Origin of the sequence: Halonotius aquaticus (assembly GCF_003605575.1) — an archaeon.
Taxonomy (GTDB): domain Archaea; phylum Halobacteriota; class Halobacteria; order Halobacteriales; family Haloferacaceae; genus Halonotius; species Halonotius aquaticus.
Genome location: NZ_QKNY01000005.1, coordinates 21926 through 34324, shown reverse-complemented (window position 1 = coordinate 34324; position 12399 = coordinate 21926). Strand labels below are relative to the sequence as shown.

The 12399-nt window shown below is 63.3% G+C and carries 19 protein-coding genes; 9 read left to right on the top strand and 10 right to left on the bottom strand.

Annotation, left to right across the window (positions count from 1 at the left end; all coding sequences use genetic code 11):
* Nucleotides 1-8 precede the first annotated feature (8 nt).
* Genes DM826_RS03320 through DM826_RS03305 form a run of 4 tightly spaced genes read left to right on the top strand, consistent with a single transcriptional unit; the run spans nt 9 to nt 4565 of the window.
* The gene (locus tag DM826_RS03320; RefSeq protein ID WP_120101792.1) at nt 9-1067 is read left to right on the top strand and encodes a V-type ATP synthase subunit C; all 1059 of its coding nucleotides are present in this window, start codon (nt 9-11) and stop codon (nt 1065-1067) included.
* Nucleotides 1064-1390: a V-type ATP synthase subunit F gene (locus DM826_RS03315; protein WP_120101451.1), complete on the top strand. Its 327-nt coding sequence runs from the start codon at nt 1064-1066 to the stop codon at nt 1388-1390. Before DM826_RS03320 ends, DM826_RS03315 begins: the two co-directional genes overlap by 4 nt.
* Before the next feature lie 2 nt (nt 1391-1392).
* The gene (locus tag DM826_RS03310) at nt 1393-3150 is read left to right on the top strand and encodes an ATP synthase subunit A (protein ID WP_120101450.1); all 1758 of its coding nucleotides are present in this window, start codon (nt 1393-1395) and stop codon (nt 3148-3150) included.
* On the top strand, nt 3150-4565 hold the full coding sequence (locus DM826_RS03305) for an ATP synthase subunit B (RefSeq protein ID WP_120101449.1): 1416 nt from the start codon (nt 3150-3152) through the stop codon (nt 4563-4565). Before DM826_RS03310 ends, DM826_RS03305 begins: the two co-directional genes overlap by 1 nt.
* A 42-nt stretch (nt 4566-4607) precedes the next feature.
* Here DM826_RS03305 and DM826_RS03300 read toward each other — a convergent pair whose 3' ends face one another.
* From DM826_RS03300 to DM826_RS03265, 8 genes are all read right to left on the bottom strand, one after another.
* Nucleotides 4608-4787: a hypothetical protein gene (locus DM826_RS03300; RefSeq protein WP_120101447.1), complete on the bottom strand. Its 180-nt coding sequence runs from the start codon at nt 4785-4787 to the stop codon at nt 4608-4610.
* A gap of 285 nt (nt 4788-5072) precedes the next feature.
* Nucleotides 5073-5504 (bottom strand): Hsp20/alpha crystallin family protein, encoded by a 432-nt coding sequence (locus DM826_RS03295; protein WP_120101445.1) that lies wholly within the window; start codon nt 5502-5504, stop codon nt 5073-5075.
* Nucleotides 5505-5603: 99 nt separating this feature from the next.
* Nucleotides 5604-6053: a type II toxin-antitoxin system VapC family toxin gene (locus DM826_RS03290; protein WP_120101443.1), complete on the bottom strand. Its 450-nt coding sequence runs from the start codon at nt 6051-6053 to the stop codon at nt 5604-5606.
* Nucleotides 6050-6397: a helix-turn-helix domain-containing protein gene (locus DM826_RS03285; RefSeq protein ID WP_120101441.1), complete on the bottom strand. Its 348-nt coding sequence runs from the start codon at nt 6395-6397 to the stop codon at nt 6050-6052. Before DM826_RS03285 ends, DM826_RS03290 begins: the two co-directional genes overlap by 4 nt.
* Nucleotides 6398-6499: 102 nt before the next feature.
* Nucleotides 6500-7312: a prephenate dehydratase gene (pheA, locus tag DM826_RS03280; protein ID WP_120101438.1), complete on the bottom strand. Its 813-nt coding sequence runs from the start codon at nt 7310-7312 to the stop codon at nt 6500-6502.
* Nucleotides 7313-7357: 45 nt separating this feature from the next.
* A complete protein-coding gene (hisE, locus tag DM826_RS03275) occupies nt 7358-7693 on the bottom strand; it encodes a phosphoribosyl-ATP diphosphatase (protein WP_120101436.1) in 336 nt (111 codons plus the stop codon).
* Complete coding sequence (pdxT, locus tag DM826_RS03270; protein WP_120101434.1) at nt 7690-8304, bottom strand: pyridoxal 5'-phosphate synthase glutaminase subunit PdxT; 615 nt, start codon at nt 8302-8304, stop codon at nt 7690-7692. Before pdxT ends, hisE begins: the two co-directional genes overlap by 4 nt.
* Before the next feature lie 41 nt (nt 8305-8345).
* The gene (locus tag DM826_RS03265) at nt 8346-8510 is read right to left on the bottom strand and encodes a preprotein translocase subunit Sec61beta (protein WP_120085109.1); all 165 of its coding nucleotides are present in this window, start codon (nt 8508-8510) and stop codon (nt 8346-8348) included.
* 117 nt (nt 8511-8627) lie between these two features.
* Here DM826_RS03265 and trxA point away from each other — a divergent pair, with 117 nt between their 5' ends.
* Together trxA and DM826_RS03255 are read left to right on the top strand one after the other, a co-directional pair.
* Nucleotides 8628-8894 carry a thioredoxin gene (gene trxA / locus DM826_RS03260; RefSeq protein WP_120101790.1) on the top strand — a complete coding sequence of 89 codons (267 nt, stop codon included), beginning with the start codon at nt 8628-8630 and terminating at the stop codon, nt 8892-8894.
* Nucleotides 8895-8955: 61 nt separating this feature from the next.
* Nucleotides 8956-9105, top strand: coding sequence for a 50S ribosomal protein L40e (locus tag DM826_RS03255; protein WP_120101431.1), 150 nt, complete (start codon nt 8956-8958; stop codon nt 9103-9105).
* A gap of 108 nt (nt 9106-9213) precedes the next feature.
* Here DM826_RS03255 and DM826_RS03250 read toward each other — a convergent pair whose 3' ends face one another.
* On the bottom strand, nt 9214-9840 hold the full coding sequence (locus DM826_RS03250; protein ID WP_120101429.1) for an MBL fold metallo-hydrolase: 627 nt from the start codon (nt 9838-9840) through the stop codon (nt 9214-9216).
* A gap of 104 nt (nt 9841-9944) precedes the next feature.
* Here DM826_RS03250 and DM826_RS03245 point away from each other — a divergent pair, with 104 nt between their 5' ends.
* The 3 genes from DM826_RS03245 to DM826_RS03235 are packed head-to-tail and all read left to right on the top strand — an operon-like array spanning nt 9945 to nt 11412.
* Nucleotides 9945-10142 carry a DUF5786 family protein gene (locus DM826_RS03245; RefSeq protein ID WP_120101426.1) on the top strand — a complete coding sequence of 66 codons (198 nt, stop codon included), beginning with the start codon at nt 9945-9947 and terminating at the stop codon, nt 10140-10142.
* A gap of 12 nt (nt 10143-10154) precedes the next feature.
* Nucleotides 10155-10781, top strand: a complete 627-nt coding sequence (locus tag DM826_RS03240; protein WP_120101423.1) for an endonuclease dU — start codon at nt 10155-10157, stop codon at nt 10779-10781.
* Nucleotides 10782-10803: 22 nt separating this feature from the next.
* Nucleotides 10804-11412: a uracil-DNA glycosylase gene (locus tag DM826_RS03235; RefSeq protein WP_120101421.1), complete on the top strand. Its 609-nt coding sequence runs from the start codon at nt 10804-10806 to the stop codon at nt 11410-11412.
* Nucleotides 11413-11601: 189 nt separating this feature from the next.
* Here the strand turns inward: DM826_RS03235 and DM826_RS03230 are convergent, their stop codons facing one another.
* Nucleotides 11602-12333 (bottom strand): DUF6663 family protein, encoded by a 732-nt coding sequence (locus DM826_RS03230; protein WP_120101419.1) that lies wholly within the window; start codon nt 12331-12333, stop codon nt 11602-11604.
* Between the last annotated feature and the right edge of the window lie 66 nt (nt 12334-12399).

The window sequence follows — 12399 nt, the reverse complement described above, 5'->3', positions numbered from 1 at the left end:
CGCCCGGCATGAACGCATCGTCCGGCTCGCCCGGTAGCTCGAACCCCGAGTACGTCACCGCCCGGGTGCGAGCCCGGAGGGGCGTGCTGTTCGACGACGACGAGTACAGCAAGCTCGTCCGGATGAGTCCCGCGGAGATCGCCCGCTACATGGAGGAATCCGAGTACGAACAGGAGATCAACGCCCTCGGCAGCCGCCACAGCGGCGTTGACCTCATCGAGTACGCGCTGAACCGCAATCTCGCGCGGCACTTCGATGCACTGCTGGGCTTCGCCGAGGGGCAACTGTACGATCTCATCGCCCGCTACCTGCGAAAATTCGACGCCTGGAACGTCAAAACGGTGTTCCGCGGCGTCTACACCGACGCAGACAGCGAGGCCGTCGAGACCGATATGATCCGGGCCGGCGAGTTCGACGACGCCCTGATCAACCGCCTGCTTGAGGCCGGCACCGTCGAAGATGTCGTGACCGTCCTCGATGGCACGATGTTCGGCGACGCGGTCGACGCGGCCTTTGAGGACTTCCAAGAGAGCGAGACGCTGGTGCCGCTGGAGAACGCCGTCGATCGGGCGTTCTACGAACAACTACTCGGCACCCTTCCCAGCGGGGAGGCGATCGATCTCTACCGGGAGTTCCTCGAAGCCGAGATCGACTTCCGGAACGTTCGCAACGCCCTGCGGCTTGCCCGCAGCGGCGCGGAGATCGACCCCGGCGAGTACTTCATCGATGGCGGGCGGCTGTTTTCGGCCAGCGAGATGACGACACTGGTCGAAAACACCGACGAGCTCGTCGCGCGGATCCGAGAGAGCCGGTACGGCACAAAGCTCTCGGAGCCACTCGATGAACTGGAGGCCGCCGACAGCCTCATCGACTTCGAGCGCGCCTTGGAGGGTGTGTTGCTACGATACTCCAAACAGCTCGGCAACGTCCATCCGTTGTCGATCTGTCCGGTCGTAGCCTACATCTTGATGAAGGAGCGGGAAGTAACCAACATCCGTGCCATCGCTCGCGGCCGCGAGGCCGGGCTGAGCGAGACGGCCATCGAACAGGAGTTGGTGATCCTATGAGCCAGGAGATCGCGGTCATCGGCAGCCCGGATTTCACCACCGGCTTCCGGCTGGCCGGCGTGCAGACGTTCGAAAACGTTCCCGACGACGAGAAGGACGACGCGCTTGACGACGCCGTCGAGCGTGTTCTCGACAACGAGAACGTCGGTATCATCGTCATGTACGACGACGATCTCGATCACCTGTCCCGCGGGACGCGGAAAGCAGTCGAAACCAGCGTCGAGCCAACGCTTGTCACCCTCGGTGGCGGCGCGGGCAGCGGCGATCTCCGCGGACAGATCAAACGCGCCATCGGCATCGATCTGATGGAGGAAGACGACTAACTATGAGTCAAGCAACCCAACAGGACGCCGCAACCGGCGTCATCGAAAGCGTCAGTGGGCCGGTTGTCACCGCCCGCGATCTCGACGCCCGGATGAACGACGTCGTCTATGTCGGCGACGAAGGGCTGATGGGCGAGGTTATCGAGATCGAAGGCGACGTGACAACCATCCAGGTGTACGAGGAGACCTCCGGGGTCGGCCCGGGCGAACCCGTCGAGAACACGGGCGAGCCGCTGTCGGTCGACCTCGGCCCTGGTATGCTGGATGCCATCTACGACGGCACCCAGCGCCCACTCGACGTGCTGGAAGAGAAGATGAACAGTGCGTTCCTCGACCGTGGGGTCGACGCCCCCGGCATCGACCTCGACAAGGAGTGGGAGTTCCAGCCCGAGGTCGAGGCAGGCGACGAAGTATCCGCCGGCGACGTGGTCGGCATCGTCGAGGAGACGGTCACCATCGACCACAAGGTCATGGTGCCACCGGACTACGAGGGCGGCGAGGTCGTCGCCGTCGAATCCGGCAGCTACACCGTCGAAGAGACGGTTGTCGAACTCGACAACGGCGAGGAGATCTCGATGCACCAGGAGTGGCCGGTTCGCCAGCCACGCCCGGCCGTCGAGAAGAAGACGCCGACGAAGCCGCTCATTTCGGGCCAGCGCGTCCTTGATGGGCTGTTCCCGATCGCGAAAGGCGGGACGGCGGCGATTCCGGGGCCGTTCGGCTCTGGGAAAACCGTCACTCAGCACCAACTCGCCAAGTGGGCCGACGCCGACATCGTCGTCTACGTCGGCTGTGGCGAGCGCGGCAACGAGATGACCGAGGTCATCGAGGATTTCCCCGAATTGGACGACCCCAAGACGGGGAACCCGCTGATGGCCCGTACCTGCCTCATCGCCAACACGTCGAACATGCCTGTCGCAGCGCGTGAGTCCTGCATTTACACGGGCATCACCATCGCGGAGTTCTTCCGCGACATGGGGTACGACGTGGCACTCATGGCCGACTCCACCTCGCGGTGGGCCGAGGCCATGCGGGAGATCTCCTCCCGGCTTGAGGAGATGCCCGGCGAGGAAGGCTACCCGGCCTACCTCTCGGCACGGCTCAGCCAGTTCTACGAGCGAGCCGGCTTCTTCGAGAACACCAACGGGACGACCGGCTCGGTGTCGGTCATCGGTGCCGTCTCGCCGCCCGGTGGCGACTTCTCCGAGCCAGTTACGCAGAACACGCTGCGAATTGTCAAAACGTTCTGGGCCCTCGATGCGGACCTGGCCGAACGGCGGCACTTCCCGTCGATCAACTGGAACGAGTCCTATTCGCTGTATCGGGATCAGCTCGATCCATGGTTCGAGGAGAACGTCACCGAGGACTGGTCGGAGATCCGCCAGTGGGCGATCGACGTCCTCGACGAGGAAAGCGAGCTCCAGGAGATTGTGCAGCTCGTCGGCAAGGACGCCCTGCCGGAGGATCAGCAGCTAACCCTTGAGATCGCTCGCTACCTGCGGGAGGCCTACCTCCAACAGAACGCCTTCCACCCGACGGATACGTTCTGCCCGCCGGAGAAGACTCACCTCATCCTCACGACGATCAAGACGTACAACGACGAGGCCTTCGAGGCCCTCGACGCCGGCGTGCCGGTCGAGGATCTCGTCTCGCTTGACTCCACGCCGCGGATCAACCGGATCGGCGTCCAGGAGGACTACGAGGCGTTCATCGAGGAACTCAAAGACCATATCACCGAGGAACTGCGGGGGATGTACTAATGAAAGAATACGAGACAATCAACGAAATCAGCGGACCGCTCGTCTACGCCGAGGTCGACGAACCGATCGGCTACGACGAGATCGTCGAGATCGAGACCGACGACGGCCGCACGCTCCGCGGCCAGGTCTTGGAGTCCAGCGACGGCCTTGTGGCGATTCAGGTCTTCGAGGGCACCAGCGGGATCGACCGCAACGCATCCGTGCGCTTCCTCGGCGAGACGCTGAAGATGCCCGTCACCGAGGATCTGCTCGGCCGAGTCATGGACGGAACGGGCCAGCCGATCGACGGCGGCCCAGAGATCGTCCCCGAGTCCCGCGAGGACATTATCGGCGCGGCGATCAACCCCTACTCCCGGGAGTATCCCGAGGAGTTCATCCAGACCGGCGTGAGCGCCATCGACGGCATGAACACCCTCGTTCGCGGCCAGAAGCTCCCGATCTTCTCGGCGTCTGGACTGCCGCACAACGATCTGGCACTCCAGATCGCTCGGCAGGCCAGCGTGCCTGAGGAGGAAGAAGAGGGCGAAGAGGGTAGCGAGTTCGCTGTCATCTTCGGCGCGATGGGGATTACCCAGGAAGAGGCCAACGAGTTCATGGACGACTTCGAGCGCACCGGCGCGCTGGAACGCTCCGTGGTCTTCGCCAACCTCGCGGACGACCCCGCCGTCGAGCGGACGGTCACGCCGCGACTCGCCCTGACGACCGCCGAATACCTCGCCTTCGAGAAGGACTACCACGTCCTTGTCATCCTCACGGACATGACCAACTACTGTGAGGCACTGCGCGAGATCGGTGCCGCACGTGAAGAGGTGCCGGGTCGCCGTGGCTACCCGGGTTACATGTACACCGACCTGGCGACGCTATATGAGCGCGCCGGTCGGATTCAGGGCCGTGAGGGCTCGGTGACGCAGATCCCGATCCTCACGATGCCCGGCGACGACGACACCCACCCGATCCCCGATCTGACGGGGTACATCACGGAGGGCCAAATCTACGTTGACCGTGACCTCAACAGTCAGGGTATCCAGCCGCCGATCAACGTCTTGCCGAGCCTCTCACGGCTGATGGACGACGGGATCGGCGAGGGTCTGACCCGCGAAGATCACGAGGACGTCGCCAACCAGATGTACGCCGCCTACGCGGAGGGTGAGAACCTGCGCGACCTGGTCAACATTGTCGGCCGCGAAGCGCTCAGCGACCGGGATAACAAGTATCTCGACTTCGCTGACAACTTCGAAACCCAGTTCGTTGACCAAGGGTTTGACACCAACCGCGAACTGGAGACGACCCTTGATCTCGGCTGGGATCTGCTCAGCAAGCTGCCGAAAGAGGAGCTCAACCGCATCGACGAGGAGTTCATCGAGACCTACTACGTCGACGACGAGGCCGAAGAAGTCGAAGCGACCGCCGACTAACTCGCCGTTTTTTCCTGCTGTTTCGGTTTGCTACAGCACGCTTCAGGCAGTGTCGCGTGTGTCGAAATAGTTGTTCACGAGCAGCGGCGCGATGACGCCGAGTCCCAACAGGCTGGCAAACGGGAGCCAGCCGGGCAGCGTGGTTGCGGTGTCGATGCCGACGGCGGCTGTCACGGCGACAGCGATGAAGCCGAGGATGACGATGTTCTCTCTGGAGGGCATGGCTGTCGGTGGCGGCTGTGGCAGCAAAATGGTACTGGTGGCTAAAATAACGCTGTTCAGATACGAGCAGGCAAAGAGCTGGATCGGCCGACTGACAAGACCACACCCTGGCGGAATGAAAGGGCGAGGTGCGCTCGGCGAACCCCGACGACGTAAGCACCGCAGGAACGAACATAGTGAGTGACGAGGAGCACAGCGAGTCGCGGGAGCCGAGCGCGCCGAGGGCTTTCTACAGCTAATAGCTCAGCCGACTACTGATTTGAAGACTACCGCGAAAGTTCAGGCTTATTCTACGTCGATCTCGTGGCCGCCGGGCGCATCGGGATCAAGCTTCGGTAGCGTGACCGTCAGCACGCCGTTGGTGTAGCTCGCGGTTGCGGCCGCGGCGTCGACAGCCTCGGGGAGCCGCACCCGGCGACTGACCGACTGGTGGCTGCGTTCCTTGCGGTGGTAGTTAGCGTCTTCCTCGACGGCCTCGGTCTCGGCGTCCGCACTGAGCGTGATAGACTCCTGGTCGGCGCGGAGATCGATATCGTCCTCAGCAAAGCCGGGGAGGTCGGCGGTCACGACGATCTCCTCGCCGGTGTCAGCCACGTCGACGCTGATCTCCGAGAGGACACTGCCGCCCTCAAAGGTTTGGCTCAGCTCGCCGAACTGGTCGTTCATGCGCTCGATCAGCTCGTCAAGCTCCTCGAAGGGATTTGGTTTCTCAGGCATACCTGATCATTGGTGGCTTATGGGTTTGAATCTTTTCGTCGTTTACTTAGCGACAGAATTTCCCCGGTGGCAGCCCCAATTCTCGTGACAATACCAACATCACGGGGCGACCTCGTCGTTCGGAACAACGGTGAATCCGAGCGTACGGAAGCCATCATCGAATGCGAAGACGTGGTCGATATCGCGGTCGGCAGCGAGCACTGCCGTTGTATGATCGACAAACGAGATCTCCTGATCGTCGTAGGCAGCGAACTGCGTGGCCGCGGCATCGAATGTATCCGGCTCAACAGGCAGGACGGTGATGCTCTGGGAATCACGGACGGCAGTCAGCGTTCGGACGGCAACATCGTGGCCGAGTTTGTACCGACAGAGCGTTGCCGCTTCTGCGAGCACAGCCTGTGTCGTATAGAGCGGCCGATATGGGAGCCCACCGGATCGGATCCGCTCGAAGACATCCGTGGCCGTCTCGTGGTGGGTATCATCGCTGTCGGCACGGGCGTACAACGCGCCGGTGTCAATCATCAGCGGCGTCGCGCTGGAAACGCTCATGTGCCGCCGTACAGTTCCTCGTCAACAGTCTCCGAAACGGTGTGCTCACCAGATGCTCCGGGTTCCAACTCCCAGATCGGATCCTCGGGGTTGATCTCACTAGCGTCCACCGGCGGCTCAGCGAGCCACCAGACCACGCGGCCTGCCGTCTTCCGGCTGGCAACGCGGCCCTGCGCTTCGAGCGTTGCCAGCTTTCGCCGCCCGGTCTCCCGCGAGCAGTCGAGTGCGTCGGCGATATCGCCGGAAGTGACGACAGGGCCATCGACACGCTCAAACACCCCGAGTACGTCCGCAAGCGTGACGGTTTCGGTGTATCGACCGCCATCACCCCGATCTCGTGACATGCCTGTCAGTTAGCACGCAAGCAGTATTATCCTTGTGGCGTACCCACTATGGAAACCGCGGATGGTTGTCGCACTGCGTAGCCATGCTCGGTCGCTGTCGATTTAGTACAGCACGTGTTTCGTATCGTAGGAGCCGAGGTTGCGAACCCACCCCTCCGAAGCCAGCTCCTCGATCTCATCGAGGGCGTCCTGGACGCGGCTTTCGTAGACGCCGGCCTCGATATCGAAATGGAAGAGGTAATCCCCGAGTCGCGCGCCGCTCGGGCGGGATTCGACCCGCGAGAGGTTGATATCGCGGTCGGCGAACGCCTCCAGTAGCTCCAACAGGAGACCGGGGTAGTTGACGTTCGGGTAGACGATCAGCGACGTTTTGCCGCCGGCGTCGGTTCGCTCCGCGGCGGGCGCGACGACGAAGAACCGCGTGGCGTTGGAGTCCTGATCCTGAATGTCCTCAGCGAGGATCTGGAGGTCGGTTCCGTTGGTCGCGTTGTCGGGGTGGCCGATGCCGGCGATGGAGCTATCTTCGCGAGCCGACTGGACGCCGCGGGCGGTGGAGGCGACGGCTTCCTGTGTGGCGTCGGGATAGTGGCCTTCGAGGTAGCTGCGACACTGGGCGAGCGCTTGGGCGTGGCTGGCGATGGTGTCAAACTCCTCGCCTTGGGCGAGCAGCGCGTGGCGGATCGGCGTGACGATTTCGCTGGTGACGCTGACCTCGTAGTTCGCTAAGGCATCCAGCGTTTCGGTGACACTACCCTCGATGCTGTTCTCGATGGGGACGACGCCGCGTTCGAAGTCGCCGCTGGCGACGGCTTCGATGATCGCGGTCACCGACTCCCGGAAGGCAACGTCGTCGGCGACGGCGCGGGCGGCACGGTGTGAGTAGGTTCCGGTCGGACCGAGCGTGACGGCGTTCATTGGCGGCGTTTCGGCAAGCCGGCTGAAAAACGCGTCGGGAACGACTCAGAACCGCGATTCGAGTTCGTCCCGTAGGTCGTCGACATCCAGCCCTTTCATCGCAAACAACACCAGCAGATGGTAGACGAAGTCAGCCGACTCATATTGAAGCTCGTCGAGGTCATCATCTTTTGCCGCCAAGATCACCTCGGTCGCTTCCTCACCGAGTTTTTCGAGCACCTCGTTTTCGCCTTTCTCGTGGGTGAACAGCGAGGCCGTATAGGAGTCCTCCGGGAGTTCTGCTTGCCGCTGTTTGATCGTCGCAAACAACGAGTCAAGCACGGCTTCGGGATCAGCAGCATCGTCGACCCCGTCGAACCCAGTGGCAGTATCGTCGCTCATTGACTGACCTCCGGGGTCTCGGCTGTGGCCGGCTGGCCGTCGAACAGCGCGAGTTCGTGCAGCCGGCTGTCCTCAGTCAGTTCGGGGTGGAAGGAGGTGGCAACGATCGGCCCCTGACGGACGGCAACTGGGCTCCCCCCCCAGTCAGCGAGCACGTCGACACCTTCACTAACCGATTCGACCAGCGGCGCGCGGATGAACACCGCCGGAAACGGCTCGTCGAGGCCGTCGATATCGAGTGGGGCTTCGAAGCTATCCTTCTGGCGGCCGAAGGCGTTTCGGTCGACCGTGATATCAAGAATATCCAGCGACTGGACGCGCTCGTCCTGTGGATTCCGGGCGGCGACAATCAGTCCGGCACAGGTCGCCAAGATCGGCTTGCCGGCTTCGACGTGGGCGTGGATCTCCTCGTCGATACCCTCATCGGCAAGCAGCCGGGAGATCGTCGTCGACTCCCCACCTGGCAGAAGCAACACGTCGCAGTCGTCGACGAGCCCAGCCTCGCGGATCGTCGTGATCTCGGTGTCGACGCCGCGAGCATCGGCGACACGCCGGATCGCGGCGGCGTGTTCACTCACATCGCCCTGGACAGCAATCACGCCAACATGCATACCGATAGCTGGCGCGCTGGAGACAAAAACTACCGGATCGATCAGGCGACCGTCAGCGTCAGCACCTGCACGAAGACACCAAAGAGGACGCAGAACGCCATCACGGTTTTCGGATCGATACGGATCGCGTTGCGATCCTCGGAGTCGAAGTACCGCACCAAGCCGGCACTGGACATCAGTCCGCCGGAGTTCCCACTGGAAGCCATTACCGACACTCGCCACTTGGGCGACCTAAGCGTTTCGGCTTCCACCGCGGTCGTCGGCAGCTTCAACGACGGGGTGGAAACCCTTATGACCGCGTCGGCGCAACGATGGGCCGCACGATGACTGTTCGACTAACAGACTTTTACGCCGACTGGTGTGGCCCGTGTAAGACGCAGGATCCGATCCTCGAGGAGCTGGAGGCCGACTACGAGGACGTGGAGTTCGCCAAGGTCGACGTCGACGAGGAACAAGAGGTCGCCAACGAGTACCAGGTGCGATCGCTGCCGACACTCGTCATCGAAAACGACGACGGCATCGTCGAGCGGTTCGTCGGCGTCACCCAGCGCGGCGATCTCGAAGACGCCCTCCAGGACGCCGGCGCCTAACGCGGTCGATCGCGGGGCTGTTCTCGGAACTGTTAAACAGCGACCCCCACAATGAGCGGATATGCCAACCAACGACGTCGCCGCCAGCCGAACGCTCAACAAACAGATCTGCATGCGGTGTAACGCGCGCAACGCGCCGGACGCCGACAGCTGCCGGAAATGTGGCTACTCGCGGCTCCGCCCGAAAGCCAAAGAGCGACGCGCAGCCTAATTCTGCCGGTTGGTTTTTCAGCAGTCTCACAGCGCCGAGCGACAGCCATGTCGCCGGCGACAGCGAAACCCACAGGATCAGTAGTCGAACGATCCCGCGGGATCGACGCTACTCGTCGGGGTATTTCGGTTCGCGTCGCTCTGCGCGCTCAAGTGCCCGTTCGATGACGGTTCGGACATCGTCGCCAGCGGGGTCGGCGTGGAAGGGATCGCCGTGGCCGGCGTACATCGCCGACACTGAATCGGGCAGTCGGTCAAGGATGCGTTCGAGACTCTCGATCAGTCGTTCGCGTGACTGCCCGCGGCGGTCGGTGCGGCCGAAGCTGCCGTCGTCGAACGCGCCGTCGTTGTATACCACCACGTCGCCGCTGAACAGCGCGTCGTCGCTCACAAACGAGAGGTGGTCACTCGCGTGGCCGGGCGTGTAGATCGCTTCGAACTCGTCGTCACCGATGGTGATGGTGTCGCCGTCGCCGATTTCGGCGGTACGGCGTGGATGCTCGGCGTAGGTATAAAGATCAGCGTCGAATCGATCCAAAACGGCGTCGAGTTCGCCGACGTGGTCGCCGTGTTGGTGGGTGAGCACGACCCGATCGAGATCATTGACGTGGTCGGCGATCACATCGACAACGCCGGGCATGGTGCCCGCATCGACGAGTGTCGGCGTCTCGCCGTCGACGAGATAGGCGTTGCAGGTGAAGACATCCGCGCCGTCAGTGACGACAATCGGCTCCATACCGGGGCAACGTGGTCGATCAGCAAAAGTCCCCGGCGTCGGGTGACTACTGACAACCAGCCTGCATGGGGATTTTTCAGTCCAGGAACCATATAGGCCAATGTATGGGATTCGGAAGCTACGATGAGTCTGAACAGGAGAACCAAGATTTTGACACCGACTTCGAGGACGACGACGGGCTCGACGCCGGCGAAGCCGAACACAAAGGCAGCGTTGATTTCGAGATCGGCGCGTCCAACGACGAACTGCTCGACAGACTCGAATCGATGAAGGACGAACCCGACGCCGAACCCGCAGAGTAGGCCGCTGCTGCGATGGCTCCGAAGCCCGGTAGTCGGGCGGTCGGCATCGCCGCCTCGGATGGCCCCGAATATACTCAGTTGTGTGGGGCCGTCGTTCGTGCCGACCGCGTCGTTGAGGACTTCGTTTTCGCCCGTTGTACGACCGGTGGCAGCGACGCGACCGCCGCGTGTCGTGACCTACTCGATCGACTGGACAGACCGGACGCGCAGTGGCTGCTGCTCGCCGGTGTCGCGCCCGCATGGTTCAACCTCATTTCTCTCGACGACGTGCACGCGGCCGCCGACCGCCCGGTGATCGCGGTCTCCTTCGAGGATAGCGACGGGTTGGACGACCCGCTTCGTGCGCACTTTTCGGGGGAAGCGTTACAACGACGACTCGCCACCTACCGCGAACTGCCGCCCCGCGAACCAGTCGCACTCGACGACACCGAGCTATGGATGCGAACGGTCGGCATCGACACGGCCGACGCTGCCGACATCATTCGGACGTTTACTCCCGACGACAACGAGCGTCCCGAACCGCTCCGGGTCGCCCAGCGGGCCGCCCGCGCAGGTCGTCAGCAGGCCGAGCGGTTCGGGTGGGCACCGACCGACGAGGCGACTGCCGGTGACGCGGCGGACGAACCGACCGACAGTTAAGCCACCGTCGCCACCAATCGGTATGGACGGATTCGACGGCCGGTGTGTCACCGACTGCGAGCAGTGCCCCGATCTCGTCGCCTCCCGGAGCCAGATCGTCAACGGCGTCGGCCCCGACGACGCCGACCTGGTGTTCGTCGGCGAAGCCCCCGGCGCAAACGAGGACGAGAAGGGTGAGCCGTTCGTCGGCCGGTCAGGATCAGTGCTCGATGACGCACTCGGTGACGCCGGCGTCGACCGATCTGCCGTGCGAATCACCAACTGTGTTCGGTGTCGACCGCCGGAAAACCGCGATCCGACGACCGACGAGCTTGCCAACTGTCGAGGGTATCTGGAGGCTGAGATCGAGAGCGTCGATCCGAGCTTGGTCGTCACCCTCGGCAAGGTGCCGAGTGAACACCTGCTGGATCGGTCGGTTGCGATCACAAACGAGGCCGGCGACGTTGTCGACTGTCGACTCGGCGATCGCTCACAGCGGGTGTTGCTGTCGATGCATCCGGCGGCGACGCTGTACGACGCCAGCCAGCGGGACGCCTTCGAGGCAACGATCGCATCGGCGGTTTCACTCGCCGGCCTGGGCGACGGCGACAGCGATGATGGCGACGGCCAGTCGAGACTCGGCGAGTTCTGATCGGTTCGCTCACCCGTGCGTTTCTGGCTCTGAAACACGGCGAATGGGGTAAGTGACCAGCGGGGCGACCATGCTGGTGGGGCCATCCCATCGACCGCCGGTTCCCACCCGCCGGCGGGTCGTGTGTTGTGTCCACGCCCCCGGCGGCCGGTTCTGCCCCGACGCGGCCGCCGTTCCCTCTCGTTTCGTTCAGACGGCCGGCAAGCCGTAGGTATCGCGGACAGTTTGCGCCAGCATCCCGTCTTTGCGGAAGACGATATACACCACGACAAACGGCTCATCGGCGGGGTTGAGAACGAAAACCGCGCGCTCGGCGGGATCGTCAGCATCGCTGTCAGCCGTGGACGCAACATCATCGGTGTCGGCAGCATCGTCGCTGTCGTGGGTGGCGTTAACACGCTGGATCAGCGGCTCGATCGGCGTTGCGCCCGTCCGAAACTCCTCGAAAAGGTCTCGCGGCGGGTCTTGTTTCGCAAACACGTAGACGACGCCGTTGGGTTCCTTGCCGGTGCTGTAGGTCACCGCGGAGTTCATCGCCTCGCCGGCGACCTGGGCGTCGTGCCACGTTTCCTGGGCCTTCTCGAAGAGGCCGGTCACGCCGTCGGCGTACTGGATCCGGGTGCGGTTCGTGATCGTACAGTCAAGAAAGGCGGCGTCGCTGTCGTCCCATGCGAGTTCGGCCTCAACGACGTACCCGGGTTCCAGCGACCGGATCGTGTCGGCTGTCTCGGCGCCGAGATCGGGCGCGTCGGTCTCCGGATCGTCGTCGACGGCTGGCGGGGTGACGGCGATCGGGCGCAGATCGGCGTCGGGATTCTCGCCGGTCGCCGCAGCGGTGGCTTCAGCGAGATCGACCAGCAGGATCGTGCCATCCGGGCGACGGTCGAGGACGCGAAACCGGCCGGTCGTCGTCGGCTCCATACCCCGGCTTATCGAGGGGCGCGAATAAGCCCCGCGGCTCGGGGTTGCGAGTCGACAAAAAGCATG